The sequence below is a fragment of the Klebsiella ornithinolytica genome, assembly GCF_030505655.1.
GTDB classification, from domain to species: Bacteria; Pseudomonadota; Gammaproteobacteria; order Enterobacterales; family Enterobacteriaceae; genus Klebsiella; species Klebsiella ornithinolytica.
Window position 1 is genome coordinate 4,912,573 of sequence record NZ_CP130153.1, and the last position, 20,461, is coordinate 4,933,033.

The window sequence follows — 20,461 nt, forward strand, 5'->3', positions numbered from 1 at the left end:
ATGGCGGTGGAAACAGGAATGAGCCCTTCTCCCCGCTCACGCTATCCCGCTATCCCGCTATCCCGCCGGTGATCACCGCCAGCCGGTAGCCGGATCGACTGCCTTGCGCAGGGGCATCCGCTCCTGCCGTCACACGCGGATTATTCACCCTTTTACACGAATCCGTTTCTTTCTGTCGATCGGGTTGCCCTGCCGATCGAAGTAGCGACTCGGCCATATTTCCGCAGGATCGATACCCAGCGCCTGCGCGATTAAAAACTCCCCCTTAGGCCAGGGACGAGACAGCGTGTTGGCTAACGTTGACGAGCTTAGCCCCGCCTGGCGGGAGACCGCCGCCAGAGACAGGTTGCGCTTTTTTAATTGCGCAATGATATCAGCCGGATGCATATCAGTTCTGTTCATCTCATTCATTCCTTTGCGTTAGTGAAGCCGTTCATATTATCGCCACAACACTAAGTAATACTTAGTACATTTTCAACTAACAGCTACCAGAATCGTGATTCTGTTTCCAGTCTTTCAGGATCATCATGCTGCCGCACCGTCTAAAAGAAGCGCGCCTCAGAACGGGACTCTCCCAACAAAAGCTGGGTATCCTCGCGGGTATTGATGAGGCGACGGCGAGCGCGCGGATGAACCAGTATGAACGCGGCATCCACACCCCTGACTTCGCGCTGGCCTGTCGGCTGGCAGACGTGCTGAAGATCCCGGCCTGTTATTTCTATACCGTTGAAGACGATCTGGCGGAAGTGGTCGCCGGCTGGTATCAGCGCTGAGCGTCAGGCGAGTTTATCCGGATCACACTTTTTAACCCGGGCTATTCCCTGATAAAAAACAGGTGTTATCATTCACCCCGTAAATACCTATCTACTCAACCCGAGGCTTTGATGCTGGAGAATGTCATCATCGGATAATCAGTTCCCCGACCTTTTCAGGCCGGACTGATTATCAATGCGCCGAAATCGAATGCGGACACCGCTGTGTGTTTGCACGTTTTGCACATGATGATTAAACAGGTTTTCCAGTATGAATTTATCCCGTCAGGAACAACGTACCTTACACGTTCTCGCCAAAGGTGGACGTATTGCGCACGTCCGCGATGCATCTGGCCGCGTCACTTCCGTGGAATGCTACAGCCGCGAAGGGCTTCTGCTCGCCGACTGCACGCTCGCCGTCTTCAAAAAACTCAAAACCAAAAAACTGATCAAATCCGTCAACGGCCACCCCTACCGCATTAATACCACCGGGCTGAACAACGTTCGCGCCCAGCTCGATAACCGCTAAGGAGAGCATGATGGATATCAGCACCCTTATTTTCGCCCCCCGGCACATCCAGCTGTCAGCGGAAGAAAGCTGTTTGCTCTGCTGGCTGAAAAAGCAAAAACCTCACAGGAACGCCCTCTTCATACTCAACGCTATATAAGGAATTTAACATTGGATATCCCACGTATTTTTACGATTAGCGAAAGCGAGCACCGCATTCATAATCCGTTCACCCCGGAAAAGTACGCCACGTTGGGTCGCGTGTTACGCATGAAGCCGGACACCGGCATACTTGACCTCGGCAGCGGCTCGGGGGAGATGCTCTGCACCTGGGCCCGCGATTATGCCGTGACCGGCACCGGCATCGATATGAGCCTGCTGTTCACCGCGCAGGCCAGGCGGCGCGCGGAAGAGCTCGGCGTCAGCAGTAAGGTGCATTTCATTCATGACGATGCCGCAGGGTATGTTGCAGAAGAGAAATACGATGTGGCCGCCTGCGTCGGCGCGACATGGATTGCCGGTGGGTTTGCCGGGACAGTCGGGCTGCTGGCGCAGAGCCTGAAACCGGGCGGGATCATGCTTATTGGCGAACCCTACTGGCGTCAGCTACCTGCGTCGGAAGAGATAGCTCAGGCCTGCGGAGTCTCCTCGGTGGCTGATTTTCTCCCCCTTCCCGACCTTGTGGCCTCTTTCGACAACCTCGGCTATGACGTGGTGGAAATGGTGCTGGCGGATCAGGAGGGCTGGGACCGCTACGAAGCCGCGAAGTGGCTCACGATGCGCCGCTGGCTGGAGGAAAACCCTGACGATGACATGGCCCCCGAGGTTCGAAATGAGCTGACGACAGCCCCCCAACGTCATGTCACCTGGACCCGGGAATACTTTGGCTGGGGCGTGTTTGCATTAATCGCCCGATGAAATGAAGCTGGCGGTATAGCTCAAACCGGCTATACCGCCATGACCTCCCGCGATGGCGCCCCCTGCGACAGATTGCGCTTTTGCAATTGCGCAATAATCTCCGCTGGGTGCCAGGGTCGTCGCCCACTAAAACTGGCTACCGTGTTCGCGTTTTTCAGTATCGATGCGACTCACCAGAAGGATAGCGTCTTAACGTGACATCAGAACCACGCTTCAAACATGCCACCGACGTTCAGGGAGTCCAGCTGCTCGTCGCGGGTGCCGTTCACCTTCGCGGTATGGTTATTATCGACCTGACCGCCGGTGACGTAGAAGCGCAGCATCGGACGGAACTCCGGCCCCATCCCGATGGCGATGTTCTGCGACAGCGTCAGCTTCCAGCCGTGGTTATCCCCGCCCTGATCGTAGTCAACGCGCTGGTAGCCCGCTTCCAGCCAGGTGGAGTGCACATCGTTCCAGAAGTACATCGGACGGACGATGGCGCCGTAGTTCTTGCGGTTGTCGGTGTTGTCCTTGCTGTTGTCATAGTCATGGAAGGCCAACAGGTATTCGACCTGCGCCTGCCGGGTGAACTTATAGTTACCTTCGAAGCTGGCGTAGACGGTGGTCAACCCGTCCGTTTTGTTGTAAACGCTGTTATCGGCGTTATCGGAATAGCGCAGGATAACTTTGTTCACGCCGCTGTCGTCGCTGTTGGCGTGGCTCAACAGCAGGCCGCCCTGCCAGGCATCAATCTGCGCGTCGTTGTCCACCGCTTTGGAGTCAAAGCCGTAGTTGGCGTAGACCTCGACATCGATGGGGCCGGCCTTAATGTTGTGGGTTTTGGTGGTCAGCGCATAGTGACCGTCGTCGCCGGTCCCGGAGCCGCCGGTACAGGTGATGCGCGACGGGTTAGACTCATCGGCCATGACTTCCGGACTACAGGACTCGACCTGCGAAACCGCGGCGACATCGAACTGAACGCCGCCGATATCGAAGTTTTTCACCCCGGCGCCCTGGCCGTCGTGGTTCATCCAGAAGTAGTCGTTGATCCCCTGCTGTGGACGCTGGTGGAAGTCACGACCGGCCCAGATATAGGCGCCGGGATTGGATGCCAGCACGTTGGTGACGCCAACGTAGGCTTTCTTGAGGTTAACTTCGTCGCTCCAGTGGTCGAACATCACGTTGATATCCCAGATGGCGCCCTGGCTGCTCTTAAAGGCTTTGGTAATCTGGAACTCGCCGCCGTTGCCTTCGTTACCCAGACGACCAATCGCCGAGGCGCCGTTATAGGAACCATCGACGCCGATGTACTTCTGATCGCCGGTCTGGAAATGGGCGCCGTAGCGGGCGTAGCCGCTAAACTTCAGACCAAACGGAATCGCCATATCCGGCGAAGCGGCGGTGGTTTGCGGGTTGGTTTCCAGATCCACCTTCCTGGCGGCGGCGGCGTCCATTTTCGCCTGGCGGTCAGCCAGCGCCTTATCGACGGCTTTCGCCACAATGGCGTCAATTTGTTCCTGAGTAAATTCTTGGGCCATAACAGAGGAAAAAGGGCAAAGCGCGGCGATAACCGCCATCGTTAATGGAAGTTTTTTTATCATGTTCATGTCTATCTCAATATAGTTTAATTGTATTCAGATAATAACAATCCCATTCTGGGTGACAGAATATGTCGCTATCATAAGAACAATATCATTGTTATTTTTACGGTCGCAGAGGCTTTACGCTATTATCGTGATAATGTCTCCATGAGTGATATTTGCTGATGCGCGCTGATGCAGATGAATCATATCTTCGGATAATTCACCAACCAGCATTATCGATGATTGCCATTACAGCGGTCTTTGGCCCTCCTTCTCAGTTTGTCGTAGACAACAGGTGCTGCCCCGGCAGAGGTTGTCGGCAAAGGCAGGTTTCATCAATGGTTCTCTTTAACTTTATTCCCCGCAATTTCTGTGGCCCGAGGATTCTCTGTATTTTTTGCTCTTCGGTAGTGCTGAGAGTGTATTTATCAGTACACAGAAGTCGTCTATATATCAGTACCGCCTCGGGTTCACAGCGAATGCGCCGAAATAAATTCCAGTCACGATAAATAACACCGGCAATAAATGCCCCCGCAGGGGCATGCAAGCAGGATTCAGTCGAAGAGATACGCGTTAACCAGGTTTTCGAGTAATTCCTGATGTCCGCTTTGATGCTGAGGATTAAGGTTATGCTGTTCAGCGTAGCGAGCAGTTTGCGCCAGCGACATTTTCCCTTGCAGAATTTGCTGACCCACTTCATCGCTCCAGCCGGCATAGCGTTTTGCAACACGTTGCTCCAGCTGGCCGTCTTCAATCATGCGAGCGGCCTTTTTGAGTGCCAGCGCCATCACATCCATCGCGCCAATATGGCCATGGAACAGGTCATATTTATCGGTGCTTTGGCGACGGACTTTGGCATCAAAGTTCAGGCCACCGGTGGTAAAGCCGCCGGCTTTAAGGATCTCGTACATGACCAGCGTGTTTTCTTCTACGCTGTTCGGGAACTGATCCGTATCCCAGCCGAGCTGGGCATCACCTCGGTTGGCATCAACGGAGCCGAAAATATCCAGGGCAATGGCGCTGGCGATTTCATGGTGGAACGAGTGCCCGGCAAGCGTTGCGTGGTTGGCCTCAATGTTCACCTTGATCTCTTTTTCCAGGCCAAATTGCTTGAGGAAGCCATAGACCGTCGCGACATCGTAATCATATTGATGCTTCGTGGGTTCCTGCGGTTTAGGTTCGATAAGCAGCGTGCCACGGAAACCCGTTTTGTGTTTGTGCTCAACCACCATCTGCAGGAAGCGGCCAATTTGCTCGCGCTCCTGGCGCAAATCCGTATTCAGCAGGGATTCGTAGCCTTCGCGACCGCCCCATAGCACATAGTTTTCGCCGCCCAACTGGTGGGTGGCATTCATGGCGGCAACGACCTGGGCTGCCGCCCAGGCAAAGACGTCCGGATCGGGGTTGGTTGCCGCCCCGGCGGCGTAGCGCGGGTTGGTAAAACAGTTAGCAGTCCCCCACAGCAATTTCACCCCGCTTTCCTGCTGTTTTTGCGCCAGCACTTCGGTCATTCTGGCGAAGTTATTCAGATATTCTTTTAACGATGCGCCTTCTGGCGAGACGTCCACATCGTGGAAGCAGTAATACGGCACATTGAGCTTATGGAAGAATTCGAAAGCGACGTCAGCTTTATATTTTGCCTGGCTCAGCGCGTCCCCCGCTTGTTGCCAGGGTCGTTCAAAAGAACCGCTGCCAAACATATCGGCGCCATTCCAGCAGAAGTTGTGCCAGTAGCAGGCAGCAAAGCGCAGGTGGTCTGCCATCCTTTTTCCCAGCACGATTTCATCCGGGTTGTAGTGGCGAAAAGCCAGCGGGTTTGCTGTTTTTGGACCTTCAAAACGTATGCGGTCAAGCTGTTCGAAATAAACTGGCATAATGAACTCCGTCATTCAGGAAGCGAGAAATAAATAATTTTGACCTATCCTGTATTTTCCTGGCAGGTGGCTCAATTACGTTATTTCATTCGGCAATTAAGAAAATGCGCAAATGTGAACCATCTCGCAAATAATAACGTCATATATTAAATACATTGATAACCATACTTCCCCTTCCCTTCCCGAGGGTTTCAGGTGACAATCACTAAAATAAAAATCAGCTGTTGCCGGGGGACATTTACCTGCCGCAGATATTGCCTGTCAGCGGCGCGTCAACAGGCGGGATACGCGGCCTCGAGAGAGCCTGAGTTTCGATGATCACAGAAGTAAAAAAACATAATTACTTAATGTAAAATCGTAATGGATTCCCGGAGGTCATCTGTGTCAGAAAGTGTTTCACATTCTCAAAAGAAACCGGAGACTTGATTAGAATGAGCAAAAACATAATGCAAAGTCGGCATGATGAATATCATAAATTAACTCGTGGGGAACGCATTGGTTATGGGATGGGTGATTTTGCGCAAAACCTTGTTTTTGGTACGATAGGCGGTTTTCTTGCTCTTCACATGTTGACGGTAAATACCATCAGCACCGCGACGGCGGGGTTTATATTTCTGTTTGTGCGCATCGTTAATGTTTTCTGGGATCCGATGGTCGGCACCTATGTTGACAAAAGAAGTTCAAGTGCGGGCAAATATCGTCCCTGGCTTTTAAGAGCGGGCATTCCCCTCGTGATTCTTTCTGCGTTGCTTTTTGCGCCTATTCCCGGAATAAGAGGTTCGGTTCCATTTGCGTTTATCATTTATCTGGCGCTGGATTTAGTTTATTCATTGGTGAATATTCCTTATGGTTCGCTTAATGCATCATTGACGAGAGATCCTGAATCGATTGATAAACTGACCAGTACCCGCATGATGCTGGCAAACAGCGCCAACCTGCTTGTTTATACCCTGTTCCCGATGTTTGTGCAGATGGCCTCCCCCAAAGATCGCAGCCTCAAGGATACGGGTTTTTTTGGCCTTCAGCTGAATATGGGTAACTATACCGACCCGTCGGCTAACTATGCGTGGTTTGGCGTTTACTCAATTTATATGTTAATCGGCGCAGCGGCACTTTTCTTCTGCTATAAATTCACCAAAGAGCGTGTGGTTGCGACGGCAGAACAGACGGCTAACGTAAAAGCGACAGATTTATTCCTTGAACTCAAAAATAACCGGCCGCTTGTCATTCTCGGATTCTTTTTCATGTTAGCTTTTACCTTCATGTTTTTCATGAACACGGTAAATGGCTTTTTCAATCAGTTTGTTGTCGGTCATTCTGAATGGATGGGAGCGATTGGTCTTGTCGCCTCAATTCCCGGCATCATCTTCCCTATTTTCTGGTCCAGACTGAAGAAAATCTTCGGTAAAAAAGGCTTCTTCCATCTTTTCCTTGGCATGTTTATTGTGGGTGAATTACTGACCTACGTGTGGTCACGCGAAGGCATGCACGATGCCCTGTGGCTTGCTTACGTCGCAACCTTCATTAAACAATGGGGCTTAACCTCGGCGACTGGCTTCATGTGGGCGCTTGTTCCAGAAGTGATTGCCTATGGCGAATTAAAATCAGGCAAACGCAATGCCGCAATCATTAATGCGATTATGGGACTGTTCTTCAAGATTGGTTTCACGATTGGCGGCGCGATTCCACTTTGGTTACTGGCCGCCTATGGCTTTAGCGAAACCGGCGCGCAACAAAGTGCCAATGCGATCGACGGAATCATTATGACCGCGGTGTGGATGCCCATTGTGTTAGCCGCTATTTCGATGATCATTATTCAACTCTATCCAATCTCAGACAAAAATGTCACCGAGATCAACCGTCAGCTGGATGAGATCCGGGTATAGTTAAAAATTAATAAAAATTCAGAAATATAAATTTGGAAATTTTAAAAAGGTAGAATGATATGTCACTTATTCAAAACCCTGTATTACCCGGATTTAATGCAGACCCCAGTATTATCCGTGTTGGGGACACCTACTATATCGCCAACTCGACATTTGAGTGGTTCCCTGGCGTTCGTTTGCATGAGTCAAAGGACCTGCAACACTGGAATCTGCTCCCCAGTCCCTTGTCGACGACGACCCTTTTAGATATGAAAGGCAATCCTTCATCAGGTGGGATTTGGGCGCCGGCGCTCTCGTATGCCGATGGCCAATTCTGGTTAGTGTATACCGATGTGAAAATCACCGAAGGCGCCTTTAAAGACATGACCAACTATCTGACCACCGCGACCGATATCCGTGGTCCGTGGACAGATCCTGTCAAACTGAATGGCGTCGGTTTTGATGCCTCGCTTTTCCATGACGATGACGGGCGTAAATATATCGTGCAGCAAACCTGGGACCATCGAGAGTACCATCACCCCTTCGATGGCATCACGTTAACTGAGCTTGATACCAGGACACTGAAATTAAAACCGGCAACCGCGCGGACCATCTATCGGGGCACCGCAGTTGCACTCGTCGAGGGGCCACACCTCTACAAACTGAACGGCTATTATTATCTTTTCGCCGCGCAGGGGGGGACCGTCTTTACCCACCAGGAGGTTGTTGCACGCTCCAGAACCTTAGAGGCCAACAGCTTTGAAACCGAGCCAGGGGAAGTCTTCTTAACGAACGTCGATACCCCGGACAGCTATATCCAGAAACAAGGGCATGGCGCTTTGGTCTCCACCCCGAAAGGTGAGTGGTATTATGCCTCGCTCTGCGCCCGTCCGTGGAATCGTCCAGGTGAGTCGGCCTATGATCCTCGTGGCTGGTCAACTCTGGGCAGAGAAACCGCGATCCAGAAAGTGTATTGGGATGCGGACGGCTGGCCGCGTATCGAAGGGGGCCACGGCGGAAAAACCTTTGTCGAAGGACCAACCGATGCCATTTACACCGAAAGTGCCAAAGACCATAGCCAGTACGATGCGTTTAAAACAGCAACGCTCGATCCTAACTGGAATACGCTGCGGGTTCCGTTCACAGAAAAAATGGGGACCACCGGCGATGGCAAGCTGACGTTAATCGGCCAGGGTTCATTAGCCAATACGCATAACCTGTCGCTTATTGCCCGACGCTGGCAAGCCTTCTATTTTAATGCCCAGGTTAAAGTGAAATTTAATCCGTTCAATTATCAACAGATGGCAGGATTAACGAATTATTACAACGATCGCCACTGGAGCTTTGTGTTCATCACCTGGAATGAGATTAATGGCTCAGTCATTGAGATCGGTGAAAATAATCGTGGGAAATACACGTCATATTTGAAAGATGATGCCATCAAGATCCCCGAAGGGACCGAGTTCGTCTGGTTCCGCAGCAAAGTTCGCAAACAAACGTATAGCTATGAATACAGTTTTGATGGGGTCAATTTCACGGAAATCCCCGTTAAATTAGATGCCGCCATTCTTTCCGACGATTACGTGCTGCAAAGCTATGGCGGATTCTTTACCGGGGCGTTCGTTGGCCTTGCGGCTGTAGACTACTCAGGTTATGACGCCAGCGCAGAGTTTTACGATTTCCATTATCAGGAGCTGGGCGATGCGTTAATGGCCGATGGTACGTATAGCTGGCAAGCCAGCGAATCACGGTTTAATTAAATAATAATGAACCTACGTTATCTTAACGATAACGTAGGTTTTTGTTGCTGTTTTTCAGCCTTCACGTTATTCATGGCATTGTCATCCCACGCGGTTAAGTCCTTTCATTGCCACACAGAAATAAGCCTATCCAGGTGCTTTACTTTCGCAGCGTAAATATCCACATCAAATATTATTCTCTGGTTCTTAAAGCAAGCCAGAACGCGTCTATTAAGTTTTATTATCCGCTGGACTTTGTCTTTTTCACTGGTTAAATTTACAGGTGTTATTTAGCGCGATGCGGATATGCGCCAACACATCCGCACCGCTCATCACAATCACTATTTGTAGGGAATAGCAATTATGACTGAAGTCGATTGTATTGCAGATTCATTCGATGCAGAAGCGCCAGTGAAAAATAAGCGCCAGCTTACCGTGAGCTATGCGAGCCGTTTTCCGGATTACCGCCCTATTCCGGCGTTAACGATGAAGGGTCAGTGGCTGGAAGCCGCGGGGTTCGCGACGGGTACAAAGGTGGAAGTACGGGCAATGGCAGGCTGTATCGTGCTGACGGCAGTAGAGCCGGAACCGGAGCTGGAAGCAGCGATGCGTCGGGTTGAGAAGCTGTCGGCAAGGAAGCAGAAACAGGTAAGAGAGTTTATCGGGGTGATTGCGGGGAAACGTGTACGAAGCTAATAAATATCGCTCCTGATGCGTCAGGAGCGGTTCACCTATATTGGAGTATCTTGCTATTATTCACAATTTTCTTGGCTAGAAATGAGTTGAAGGCACAATACCAAAGCTTACGGATAGAAAACTGGAAAACACAAATCCGAAGGTAACAATGTTACAGCTATATGTAATGATATAATCCCCATGGTCGCAACAATGGCAGCACTGATTAACTTCCATAATAGTAACATCCTTGTATAAAAGCCGCGTAATTCTAAGTCTATTCAATAGACTAGAATATCCTATCCACCATCAAAACACATATAAAAAATTATGATATTTTTAGAGACAAATATTTTAGCTGCACAAAATACTTGCCTCATTCCAAAATATAACATTACAGTTAGTAACTTCAGAACCTCATTGTTTTATTATCTTATTAATAGCGTTAGCAATCTCCGGTAGACTTGCACCATTATTCCAGGAAATATAGCGGTAAGCTTTCATCATTGCTAACATATTTTTAGGTGACACACCTGCATCCAACATAAGCACTTTTTTGTTTGACTTCATCAGATCCGTGAAAAAGGTGGAGAATTCAGCTAAGGGCCAACCACTTTCACTATTAAAAAAATTATCAGTCAGGACAAACAAGCCCACAGCTGACTCTTCAATCCCTTCATTAACCTTGATAAAAATATTATCTCCATAATCAATTTCATAACTATCTAGCCATGTTGCTATATCATTAGCCTGTAAATAAGCATTTAATGGATTGACAATATTAAGTTTATCTTTTGATGAATGACTAATAAATACCTTGGATTTCTTTTCATTAATATTTTTATATTGTGGGTGTTGCTTTTCAAACAATTCACGCTCAGGCCAAAGAAATAAATGACCACCGCCTTCAGGTGTTATAGCAAAATCGACCATGTCGGCATTAATAAAAGTTTGAACATTATACTGAGGGATATCTTTTGTGAAAATATTATATCTTTTCAGTTTTCCTGGATAATTATCTTTCAACCATAACTCAAAAAAAATAGGATCTTTTTGTAAATTAACTGCAATATGAAATGCTAAACAGTATGGATTGTTATTTACAACAACACCTACCATTGTCGCATAATCTTTATCAAAATTATTTAAAATATCCTTCAGAAATTTTTTTTCGCGCGTACGAGATGCATAGTCACACTCAAACATATATAGATAATTTTTCTCCATCATTTATCTCCCTTAGCATTTTAAGCAACAAATAACAATCCAATATACAACCAATATAAATTAAATCAAGCATTTCCAGTTGATTAAAGAGGTGGAATCGCGGAGCTGAAATAGCGAAAAGGAGGCCTATTGCGGTGCCAGGCAATCTAACATCAATTAAAATCCTGATTTATGATAAAACGCACATTCATAACTCATTAAAATATTATATAATTTATATAAAAATAAACATGTGTGTGAATAAAAGATGAAGAACAAAAACATCGGATTCATTGTTATTGTATTACTTGTATGGTTTTTTTCTAAGGGTAATAAAGCACCCAGCTATCCTGCAGCTAAACCTGCCCAAGAATCAGGCATGTATGAACAAGCGAAGATTGTCTATGTTAATGCTAATACGCTAAAAGTGCGTTCTACGCCTAATGGTTCACCTTTGGAATCGTTACAAAGAGGGGCTCAGGTCAAAGTATATGAGCAACAAAATGACTGGAGCAGAATAAGTACCGCCAATGAAAAAGAGCGTTGGGTATCATCATCTTATTTATGTGAATCAACCAATTGTTATGTCAAAAAAGTCACGCCACCTTCCCCCGAAAAATTACGAACGGAACATCGAACAACCCCCTCCCGGCAACACTCAGCCCCACAAAACTATGGTTCATCGTGCTCCTGCTCTTCAGGCACAGTATGCATAGGGCCTCGGGGAGGACGTTACTGCATTACTTCTGGCGGAAATAAACGTTATGGCGTTTAGATAAAAGGCGCTTCTCGCAGGCCCATCAACTTGATCGGGTTGTGTTTTGCGAGCATCATCGCAATTATTTAGCAGATGACGTAACGCAATGCCTTCCAGTAAAACTCTACAACAAGCAATTGCCGACATCACTCTCTGGCGTAAAGGGGAACAACGCGCGCCTCATAAGCCGCTGTTGCTACTCCACGTACTGGCCCAGTATCAGCGCGGACATTCACGGATGTTCGATTACGCCTCAGAAGTTCGCGATCAGCTACATAGCTTACTGGAACGCTTTGGCCCACAGCGAGCCCGGTACCGACCCGATATGCCCTTCTGGCGGCTGAAGGGCGACGGCTTCTGGGAACTACAAAACGCTGAGCACTGCTCGACCACGGGCAGCAAACAGCCTCCTGCTAAAGAGCTGGAGTCCTGTCATGTGGCAGGCGGTTTTGATGAAGAGCATTACTCACTACTCGCCGCAAACAAAAAGCTGATCAATACGCTGGCGCATCAGATATTAGCAGCCCACTTCCCTGAGAGTATTCAGGAAGAGATCGCTGACGAGATGGGTTTTGATATCCAAAAAATTCGCAGAGAACGCGATCCGCTTTTCCGCCAGCAGATCCTGCGCGCCTATAACTACGAGTGTGCTATCTGCGGTTTTAACATGCGCCACGATAACACCTCAGTCGCGCTGGAAGCAGCGCATATCAAATGGAAGCAGCACGGAGGGCCATGTGAGATACCCAATGGTCTGGCCCTCTGCGCCATTCACCATAAAGCGTTTGATAAAGGATCTATTGGCCTGGATGAGAGCATGCGGGTACAGATTTCGCCAGCGGTGAACGGCGGCGGTATAGTCGGCAAGCTGTTCTGGGATTTTGATGGGAAGCTGATTGGGTTACCGCAGGGGAAAGAGAACTACCCGAGAGGCAGCTTTATTGAGTGGCATAAGCGAGAAGTTTTCAGAACATAACAATAGAGAATTTAACTAATCATTGGTGATAAATATGCCCTTTCCAAGTTATAAAGAGATAGAAATCCCCCTGCTTTTATATATCTACTGTGGAGGGGGAGAAGTCAGTTCTTCCTCATGTTATGAGCCGTTGGGCAAGGAGTTCGGCCTGACCAACGAAGAAATGAACATGTTACTCCCTGATGATACTAATCGCCCTCAATGGAACAACATGGTCCAATGGGCGAGAAAAAAGCTTGTTGACTACAAGTATCTCCACAATGCAAAAGAATCAGGCCTTGGTATCTGGAAGCTCACGCCAGATGGCATCAAAAAGGCAGAATCGCTTTCCACCCGAGTAAATATCGATTATCCAGATGATGTTCCGGAAACCTTTTACGAAGGTGCCGTAAAGCAAATCAAAGTTAACAAATACGAACGTAGTAAAACGGCAAGAGACAAATGCATAGATCATTACGGCTGTCAGTGCAGCGTGTGCAATATGGATTTTGAGGAAACGTATGGTGAAACCGGGAAGGATTATATCCACGTCCACCATATTACACCGCTGTCTGATATTGGAGAGCGTTACAAACTGGATCCCGTAAAAGACCTTCGTCCTGTCTGCCCCAATTGCCATGCCATGATCCACAGACAAAAACCCTCACTCACTATTGAGGCATTAAAAACCTTAATGAAAAAGCACAAAAACAGGAACAAGTGAGTACTGCCTGTGAAACACAGAACAAAAGCGGAACAGAAAATCGAGAACATACTTACAAAATAGTGAGTTACATTAAACTCTGACGATTGAATGTACAACTGGAGAGAGGTAGCATGCACTGATGCCTCATCCATTAACGGATTATCCTAATACGTCAGCATTCCGAAGGCTGGCCTGAACGCGGAACGTGCATGAACAAATCCAACTTCGATTTCCTGAAAGGCGTAAACGATTTCACGTACGCCATTGCCTGCGCGGCGGAAAACAACTACCCCGGCGACCCGAATACGACACTGGTAAAAATGCGCATGTTTGGCGAAGCGACGGCCAAACACCTGGGACTATTACTGGATATCCCTCCCTGCGAAAACCAGCACGACCTGCTGCGTGAGCTGGGCAAAATTGCCTTCATTGACGACAGCATTCTGTCCGTTTTCCATAAGCTACGCCGTATCGGCAATCAGGCCGTTCACGAATACCATAACGATCTCGATGATGCCCAGATGTGTCTGCGCCTCGGATTCCGTCTTGCCGTTTGGTACTACCGGCTGGTGACCAAAGATTACGATTTCCCGGTGCCGGCTTTTGTGATGCCTGAGCACGGTGAGGATCGCTACCACGCCGAAGTTCTCACCCTCAAACAGCAGCTGGAACAACAGGCACAGGAAAAAGTACACAGCCAGGCAGAGCTGGAAGCTCAGCAGCAACGCTTAATTGCACTCAATGGCTACATCGCCGTTCTCGAAGGAAAGCAGCAGGAAACAGAAGCCCAGACCAAAGCCCGCGTGGCCGCTTTGGAAGCGCAGCTCGCTGCCAAAAACGCTGAATTAGCAAAACAGACCGAACAGGAACGTAAGGCCTATCATAAAGAAATCACCGACCAGGCGATCAAGCGCACGCTGAATCTCAGCGAAGAAGAGAGTCGCTTCCTGATTGACGCCCAGTTGCGTAAAGCGGGCTGGCAGGCCGATAGCAAAACATTACGCTTTGCCAAAGGCGCTCGCCCGGAACCCGGCGTCAACAAAGCGATAGCCGAATGGCCGACGGGTGCAGATGAAACGGGTAAAACCGGCTTTGCCGATTACGTACTGTTCGTTGGCCTTAAGCCCATCGCCGTCGTTGAAGCGAAACGCAAAAATACCGATGTGCCCAGTAAGCTCAACGAATCTTACCGCTACAGCAAATACTTCGATAACGGCTTCTTACGCGACACGCTGCTGGAGCACTACGCTCCCGACGAAGTACACGAAGCAGTGCCGGAGTATGAAATCAGCTGGCAGGACACCTGCGGTAAACAGCGCTTTAAAATCCCCTTCTGCTACTCCACCAACGGACGCGAATACCGCGCGGCGATGAAGACCAAAAGCGGCATCTGGTATCGCGACGTCCGCCACACCACCAACATGTCAAAAGCGCTGCCGGAATGGCATCGCCCGGAAGAGCTGCTGGGTATGCTGGGCAGCGATCCGCAGAAACAAAATCAGTGGTTTGATGAAAACCCTGGTATGAGCGAACTCGGCCTGCGCTATTACCAGGAAGATGCCGTCCGCGCGGTGGAAAAGGCTATCGTTAACGGCCAGCAAGAAATCCTGCTGGCGATGGCGACCGGTACCGGCAAAACCCGTACCGCCATCGCCCTGATGTTCCGTCTGATCCAGTCGCAGCGTTTCAAACGCGTCTTGTTCCTGGTCGACCGTCGCTCGCTCGGCGAACAGGCGCTGGGATCGTTTGAAGACACGCGAATTAACGGCGACACCTTTAACAGCATTTTCGATATCAAAGGCTTAACCGACAAATTCCCGGAAGACAGCACCAAAATTCACGTCGCCACGGTTCAGTCACTGGTCAAGCGTACGCTGCAATCCGATGAGCCGATGCCGGTTGGCCGCTACGACTGTATCGTGGTCGATGAAGCGCACCGCGGCTACATTCTCGATAAAGAGCAGACCGAAGGCGAGCTGCAGTTCCGTAGCCAGCTGGATTACGTTTCCGCCTATCGTCGCATTCTCGATCATTTCGACGCGGTAAAAATCGCCCTGACCGCCACGCCAGCCCTGCACACGGTAGATATTTTCGGCGAGCCGGTTTATCGCTACACCTACCGTACGGCGGTGATCGACGGCTACCTGATCGACCAGGATCCCCCGATTCAGATCGTCACCCGCAACGCGCAGGATGGGGTCTATCTTTCCGAAGGCGAACAGGTGGAACGCCTGAACCCACAGGGCGAGCTGATCAACGACACGCTGGCCGACGATCAGGATTTTGAGGTCGCCGACTTTAACCGCAGTCTGGTGATCCCGGGGTTTAACCACGCGGTATGCGCCGAGCTCACCAACTACCTGGATCCCACCGGGCAGCAAAAAACGCTGGTGTTCTGCGTCACCAACGCCCATGCCGACATGGTGGTTGACGAACTGCGCAGCGCGTTTAAGAAAAAGTACCCACAGCTGGAACACGACGCGATTATCAAGATCACCGGTGATGCCGATAAAGACGCGAAGAAAGTGCAAAGCATGATCGTCCGCTTCAACAAAGAGCGGCTGCCCAATATCGTGGTCACCGTCGATCTGCTGACCACCGGCGTAGATATTCCGTCTATCTGTAATATTGTGTTCCTGCGCAAAGTCAAAAGCCGCATTCTCTACGAGCAGATGAAGGGGCGCGCCACACGTCTATGTCCGTCGGTGGGGAAAACCAGCTTTAAGATTTTCGACTGCGTGGATATCTACAGCTCGCTGGAAAGCGTCGACACCATGCGTCCGGTAGTTGTGCGTCCGCAGGTGGAACTGCAAACGCTGGTCAATGAAATTACCGACTCAGAAACGTATAAAACCATTGAAGCGGATGGCCGCAGCTTTGCCGAACACAGCCATGAACAGCTGGTCGCCAAGCTGCAGCGGATTATCGGTCTTGCCATCTATAACCGCGATCGCAGCGAAACGGTGGATAAGCAAGTACGTCGCCTGGACGAACTGTGCCTGGATGCAGCAGGCGTCAACTTCGGAGGCCTGGCTTCGCGCCTGCGGGAAAAAGGGCCGCACTGGAGCGCCGAGATTTTCAATAAGCTTCCCGGCTTTATCGCCCGCCTCGAAAGGCTTAAAACCGATATCAACGCCCTGCGCGAGGCCCCTATTTTCCTCGATATCGACGATGAGGTGGTGAGCGTCAAATCGCTGTACGGCGATTACGACACGCCGCAGGATTTCCTCGAAGCCTTCGATGCGCTGGTGCAGCACGCTCCTAACGCCCAGCCGGCGCTGCAGGCGGTGATCAATCGCCCGCGCGACCTCACCCGTAAAGGGCTGGTGGAATTGCAGGAGTGGTTTGACCGCCAGCATTTTGAAGAGTCCTCCCTGCGCAGCGCGTGGAAAGCGACGCGCAATCAGGATATCGCCGCCAGGCTGATTGGCCATATCCGTCGTGCGGCGGTGGGCGATGCGCTCAAACCGTTCGACGAGCGTGTCGACCACGCGCTGACACGTATCAAAGGTGAGAACGACTGGAGCGATGAGCAGATAAACTGGCTTGACCGTTTAGCACAGGCGCTGAAAGAGAAAGTGGTGCTCGACGACGACGTTTTCAAAACCGGCAATTTCCACCGCCGCGGCGGTAAGCCAATGTTACAGCGCACCTTTGACGACAACCTCGACAGCGTGCTGGATAAGTTCAGTGATTACATCTGGGACGAGCTGGCTTAAGAGGGTATCATCCCCGTTTTCGCCGGATGGCGGCGATGCCTTATCCGGCCTACAGGGTTACGCGTAGGCCGGATAAGCGAAGCGCCATCAGGCATCTGAAACGCTCAATCACTTTTGCGACCCACAATGGTGGTCGCCATGTCAAATGGGATCTTCAATGAACAATAACGATCTGGTCGCCAAGCTGTGGAAACTGTGCGACAACCTGCGCGACGGCGGCGTCTCCTATCAAAACTACGTCAATGAACTCGCCTCGCTGCTGTTTTTGAAAATGTGCAAAGAGACCGGCCAGGAAGCGGACTACCTGCCGGAAGGCTATCGCTGGGATGACCTGAAATCGCGCATTGGCCAGGATCAAATGCAGTTCTACCGCAACCTGCTGGTTCAGCTAGGAGCAGACGACAAAAAGCTGGTGCAGGCGGTATTCCATAATGTCAGCACCACCATTGAGCAACCCAAACAGCTGACGGAACTGGTCAGCTATATGGATGCGCTGGACTGGTACAATGGCAACCATGGTAAGTCCCGTGATGACTTCGGCGATATGTACGAAGGGCTGCTGCAAAAGAATGCCAACGAAACCAAATCCGGCGCGGGCCAGTATTTCACCCCGCGTCCACTGATCAAAACCATTATCCATCTGCTGAAGCCGCAGCCGCGCGAAGTGGTGCAGGATCCGGCTGCGGGTACGGCGGGCTTCCTGATTGAAGCGGATCGCTACGTGAAGTCGCAGACTCACGATCTGGACGATCTCGACGGCGACACCCAGGATTTCCAGATCCACCGCGCGTTTATCGGCCTCGAACTGGTGCCCGGCACCCGCCGTCTGGCGCTGATGAACTGCCTGCTGCACGATATTGAAGGCAACCTCGACCACGGCGGCGCCATCCGTCTGGGCAACACGCTGGGCAGCGACGGCGAGAATTTACCGCAGGCCGATATCGTCGCCACCAACCCGCCGTTTGGCAGCGCCGCGGGCACTAACATTACCCGTACCTTCGTGCACCCGACCAGCAACAAACAGCTGTGCTTTATGCAGCATATTATCGAAACCCTGCGTCCCGGCGGCCGTGCAGCGGTAGTCGTGCCGGATAACGTGCTGTTTGAAGGCGGCAAGGGTACCGATATTCGTCGCGACCTGATGGACAAATGCCATCTGCACACCATCCTGCGTCTGCCGACCGGCATCTTTTACGCCCAGGGCGTCAAAACCAACGTGCTGTTCTTTACCAAAGGCACGGCGGCCAATCCAAATCAGGATAAAAACTGCACCGACGACGTGTGGGTGTATGACCTGCGGACCAATATGCCGAGCTTCGGCAAGCGTACGCCGTTTACCGAACAGCATCTGCAGCCGTTTGAAACCGTCTACGGTAAAGATCCGCACGGCTTAAGCCCGCGTACCGAAGGCGAGTGGAGCTTTAACGCCGAAGAGAGCGAAATCGCCGACAGCGCAGAGAACAAGAACACCGACCAGCACCAGGCCACCAGCCGCTGGCGTAAGTTCACCCGCGAGTGGATCCGCAGCGCAAAATCCGATTCGCTGGATATCTCCTGGCTGAAGGATAAGGACAGCATTGACGCCGACAGCCTGCCGGAACCGGATGTGTTAGCCGCAGAAGCGATGGGCGAGCTGGTGCAGGCGCTGGGCGAGCTGGATGCGCTGATGCGCGAGCTGGGCGCGGGCGATGAAGCGGATGCGCAGCGTCAGTTGCTTGATGAAGCGTTTGGTGAGGTGAAGGCATGACCTGTTTTACATTTCCATCTAAGTGGGAAAAAGTAGAGCTTAGCGATATTGCAATTTTTCAGAATGGTTATGCATTCAAAAGCTCAACATATATTGATTCAGGAGATTTTGTTATCCGTATCGGTAACGTACACGATACAGGTATCAATTTGAATAATCCTGCATATGTTAATGCTACAGAGCTAAATGCAGAAAAATTCAGATTAAGCCAAGGCGATATTCTCATGTCGCTAACTGGGAATGTAGGTAGAACGGCATTTATAAAAGAAGAACATCTTCCTGCAGTCTTAAACCAACGCGTAGCAAAAGTTGTTTTTTCTTCGTTGATAGAAAAAAAATTCAGCTTTTATCTATTGCGTTCGAATATTGTTCAATCAGAACTGTTAAAATGTGCAAAAGGTGCAGCTCAGTTAAATATTAGTACAAAAGATTTAGATAAAATAGTCGTTGGTATCCCATCAATCCGCGAACAAAAAATCATCGCCGAAAAACTCGATACGCTACTGGCGCAGGTAGACAGCACCAAAGCACGTCTTGAGCAAATCTCGCAAATCCTGAAACGTTTTCGTCAGGCGGTGCTGGCTGCCGCTATGAATGGAAAATTAACCACTCAATGGAGATTGGAGAATAACGAATTAGATAGAATAAATTTATCAGATATTGATTTTTTTTGGAGAAGATTACGAAACTCAAAGAAAAATAAAAATCAGCATGAAGAAACACTAAACAATGCATGTTCAAGCAATTTACCTGAAACATGGTTAAATACAAAAATTGGAAATGTATTTGATGTGCATGTTGGATCGACGCCTAGACGAAATCAGCCCGAATTTTGGAACGGAGACATACCTTGGGTTAGTAGTTCAGAAGTTGCATTCTGCCGGATATATGCAACAAAGGAAATGATTACTAAAAAGGGGTTAGCTAGTTCATCGACTAAAATCCATCCCGCAGGAACCGTTATGTTGGCGATGATTGGGCAAGGAAAAACTAGAGGGCAAGTAGCAATACTTAATATTGATGCCTGTCATAATCAAAACACTGCAGCTATAAGAGTTCCAGGCGATTTCGCATCATCAGAATTTTTATACTTTTATTTGAGTCAGCAATATAACGACAATAGAGAAATTGGTGCTGGGAATAATCAAAAAGCAATGAATAAAAGTATTGTCGAATCATTAATATTTCCGCTGCCACCATTAAAAGAACAACTCGAAATCGTCCGCCGCGTCGAACAACTCTTCGCCTACGCCGACACCATTGAAAAACAGGTCAACAGTGCACTGGCCCGCGTCAACAGCCTCACCCAGTCGGTCCTGGCAAAAGCCTTCCGCGGCGAGCTTACCGCCCAGTGGCGTGCTGAAAACCCCGACCTCATCAGCGGTGAAAACAGCGCCGCCGCCCTGCTGGAAAAAATCAAGGCCGAACGCGCCGCCAGCGGCGGTAAAAAAACCTCGCGTAAAAAAAACTGATAC

15 protein-coding genes and 2 pseudogenes are annotated in these 20,461 nt (G+C 49.9%); 13 read left to right on the forward strand and 4 right to left on the reverse strand.

What is annotated here, in order from left to right; genetic code table 11:
* Positions 1–144: 144 nt before the first annotated feature.
* A complete protein-coding gene (locus Q1L34_RS23320) occupies positions 145–411 on the reverse strand; it encodes a helix-turn-helix domain-containing protein (protein ID WP_071824652.1) in 267 nt (88 codons plus the stop codon).
* A gap of 116 nt (positions 412–527) precedes the next feature.
* Here Q1L34_RS23320 and Q1L34_RS23325 point away from each other — a divergent pair, with 116 nt between their 5' ends.
* The 3 genes from Q1L34_RS23325 (at position 528) to Q1L34_RS23335 (ending at position 2,178) form a co-directional block, all read left to right on the forward strand.
* Positions 528–773: a helix-turn-helix transcriptional regulator gene (locus Q1L34_RS23325; protein WP_015585267.1), complete on the forward strand. Its 246-nt coding sequence runs from the start codon at positions 528–530 to the stop codon at positions 771–773.
* A gap of 250 nt (positions 774–1,023) precedes the next feature.
* Positions 1,024–1,281 (forward strand): YjhX family toxin, encoded by a 258-nt coding sequence (locus tag Q1L34_RS23330; RefSeq protein WP_015585268.1) that lies wholly within the window; start codon positions 1,024–1,026, stop codon positions 1,279–1,281.
* 150 nt (positions 1,282–1,431) lie between these two features.
* Positions 1,432–2,178, forward strand: coding sequence for an SAM-dependent methyltransferase (locus Q1L34_RS23335; RefSeq protein ID WP_015585269.1), 747 nt, complete (start codon positions 1,432–1,434; stop codon positions 2,176–2,178).
* Positions 2,179–2,378: 200 nt separating this feature from the next.
* Here the strand turns inward: Q1L34_RS23335 and Q1L34_RS23340 are convergent, their stop codons facing one another.
* Positions 2,379–3,767, reverse strand: a complete 1,389-nt coding sequence (locus tag Q1L34_RS23340) for a carbohydrate porin (protein WP_069476284.1) — start codon at positions 3,765–3,767, stop codon at positions 2,379–2,381.
* Between the two features lie 530 nt (positions 3,768–4,297).
* Positions 4,298–5,617, reverse strand: coding sequence for a xylose isomerase (gene xylA, locus Q1L34_RS23345; RefSeq protein ID WP_044348745.1), 1,320 nt, complete (start codon positions 5,615–5,617; stop codon positions 4,298–4,300).
* A 446-nt stretch (positions 5,618–6,063) separates the two neighbouring features.
* Here xylA and Q1L34_RS23350 point away from each other — a divergent pair, with 446 nt between their 5' ends.
* The 3 genes from Q1L34_RS23350 (at position 6,064) to symE (ending at position 9,917) form a co-directional block, all read left to right on the forward strand.
* A complete protein-coding gene (locus tag Q1L34_RS23350) occupies positions 6,064–7,503 on the forward strand; it encodes an MFS transporter (RefSeq protein WP_160873654.1) in 1,440 nt (479 codons plus the stop codon).
* Between the two features lie 59 nt (positions 7,504–7,562).
* Entirely contained in the window at positions 7,563–9,242 is a 1,680-nt protein-coding gene (locus Q1L34_RS23355) for a glycoside hydrolase family 43 protein (protein ID WP_327204305.1), read from the forward strand.
* Between the two features lie 342 nt (positions 9,243–9,584).
* Complete coding sequence (symE, locus tag Q1L34_RS23360; protein WP_086817340.1) at positions 9,585–9,917, forward strand: endoribonuclease SymE; 333 nt, start codon at positions 9,585–9,587, stop codon at positions 9,915–9,917.
* A gap of 396 nt (positions 9,918–10,313) precedes the next feature.
* Here symE and Q1L34_RS23365 read toward each other — a convergent pair whose 3' ends face one another.
* Positions 10,314–11,126 (reverse strand): toll/interleukin-1 receptor domain-containing protein, encoded by an 813-nt coding sequence (locus tag Q1L34_RS23365; protein ID WP_071359111.1) that lies wholly within the window; start codon positions 11,124–11,126, stop codon positions 10,314–10,316.
* A 244-nt stretch (positions 11,127–11,370) separates the two neighbouring features.
* On the opposite strand from Q1L34_RS23365, the gene Q1L34_RS23370 reads away from it, so the two are divergent.
* The 7 genes and pseudogenes from Q1L34_RS23370 to Q1L34_RS23400 form a co-directional block, all read left to right on the forward strand.
* Complete coding sequence (locus Q1L34_RS23370; RefSeq protein WP_081351901.1) at positions 11,371–11,877, forward strand: SH3 domain-containing protein; 507 nt, start codon at positions 11,371–11,373, stop codon at positions 11,875–11,877.
* Between the two features lie 88 nt (positions 11,878–11,965).
* On the forward strand, positions 11,966–12,835 hold the full coding sequence (locus tag Q1L34_RS23375) for a phosphorothioated DNA-binding restriction endonuclease (RefSeq protein ID WP_071359110.1): 870 nt from the start codon (positions 11,966–11,968) through the stop codon (positions 12,833–12,835).
* Positions 12,836–12,869: 34 nt separating this feature from the next.
* The gene (locus tag Q1L34_RS23380; protein WP_081351900.1) at positions 12,870–13,538 is read left to right on the forward strand and encodes a winged helix-turn-helix domain-containing protein; all 669 of its coding nucleotides are present in this window, start codon (positions 12,870–12,872) and stop codon (positions 13,536–13,538) included.
* Positions 13,539–13,729: 191 nt separating this feature from the next.
* The gene (gene hsdR / locus Q1L34_RS23385) at positions 13,730–17,239 is read left to right on the forward strand and encodes a type I restriction-modification system endonuclease (protein WP_071359108.1); all 3,510 of its coding nucleotides are present in this window, start codon (positions 13,730–13,732) and stop codon (positions 17,237–17,239) included.
* Between the two features lie 157 nt (positions 17,240–17,396).
* The gene (locus Q1L34_RS23390) at positions 17,397–18,986 is read left to right on the forward strand and encodes a type I restriction-modification system subunit M (RefSeq protein ID WP_071359107.1); all 1,590 of its coding nucleotides are present in this window, start codon (positions 17,397–17,399) and stop codon (positions 18,984–18,986) included.
* A pseudogene (locus Q1L34_RS23395) lies at positions 18,983–19,474 on the forward strand (restriction endonuclease subunit S); the annotation flags it as partial. The gene Q1L34_RS23390 and the pseudogene Q1L34_RS23395, both read left to right, overlap by 4 nt.
* Positions 19,466–20,458 (forward strand): annotated as a pseudogene (locus Q1L34_RS23400) (restriction endonuclease subunit S); the annotation flags it as partial. The pseudogenes Q1L34_RS23395 and Q1L34_RS23400, both read left to right, overlap by 9 nt.
* Positions 20,459–20,461 lie beyond the last annotated feature (3 nt).

What these genes read in the sequence shown, in the direction of transcription:
- Q1L34_RS23320 (WP_071824652.1), bottom strand. Translation starts at nt 411, where the DNA reads ATGAATGAGATGAACAGAACTGATATGCATCCGGCTGATATCATTGCG.
- Q1L34_RS23325 (WP_015585267.1), top strand. Translation starts at nt 528, where the DNA reads ATGCTGCCGCACCGTCTAAAAGAAGCGCGCCTCAGAACGGGACTCTCC.
- Q1L34_RS23330 (WP_015585268.1), top strand. Translation starts at nt 1,024, where the DNA reads ATGAATTTATCCCGTCAGGAACAACGTACCTTACACGTTCTCGCCAAA.
- Q1L34_RS23340 (WP_069476284.1), bottom strand. Translation starts at nt 3,767, where the DNA reads ATGAACATGATAAAAAAACTTCCATTAACGATGGCGGTTATCGCCGCG.
- xylA (WP_044348745.1), bottom strand. Translation starts at nt 5,617, where the DNA reads ATGCCAGTTTATTTCGAACAGCTTGACCGCATACGTTTTGAAGGTCCA.
- Q1L34_RS23350 (WP_160873654.1), top strand. Translation starts at nt 6,064, where the DNA reads ATGCAAAGTCGGCATGATGAATATCATAAATTAACTCGTGGGGAACGC.
- Q1L34_RS23355 (WP_327204305.1), top strand. Translation starts at nt 7,563, where the DNA reads ATGTCACTTATTCAAAACCCTGTATTACCCGGATTTAATGCAGACCCC.
- symE (WP_086817340.1), top strand. Translation starts at nt 9,585, where the DNA reads ATGACTGAAGTCGATTGTATTGCAGATTCATTCGATGCAGAAGCGCCA.
- Q1L34_RS23365 (WP_071359111.1), bottom strand. Translation starts at nt 11,126, where the DNA reads ATGATGGAGAAAAATTATCTATATATGTTTGAGTGTGACTATGCATCT.
- Q1L34_RS23370 (WP_081351901.1), top strand. Translation starts at nt 11,371, where the DNA reads ATGAAGAACAAAAACATCGGATTCATTGTTATTGTATTACTTGTATGG.
- Q1L34_RS23375 (WP_071359110.1), top strand. Translation starts at nt 11,966, where the DNA reads ATGCCTTCCAGTAAAACTCTACAACAAGCAATTGCCGACATCACTCTC.
- Q1L34_RS23380 (WP_081351900.1), top strand. Translation starts at nt 12,870, where the DNA reads ATGCCCTTTCCAAGTTATAAAGAGATAGAAATCCCCCTGCTTTTATAT.
- hsdR (WP_071359108.1), top strand. Translation starts at nt 13,730, where the DNA reads ATGAACAAATCCAACTTCGATTTCCTGAAAGGCGTAAACGATTTCACG.
- Q1L34_RS23390 (WP_071359107.1), top strand. Translation starts at nt 17,397, where the DNA reads ATGAACAATAACGATCTGGTCGCCAAGCTGTGGAAACTGTGCGACAAC.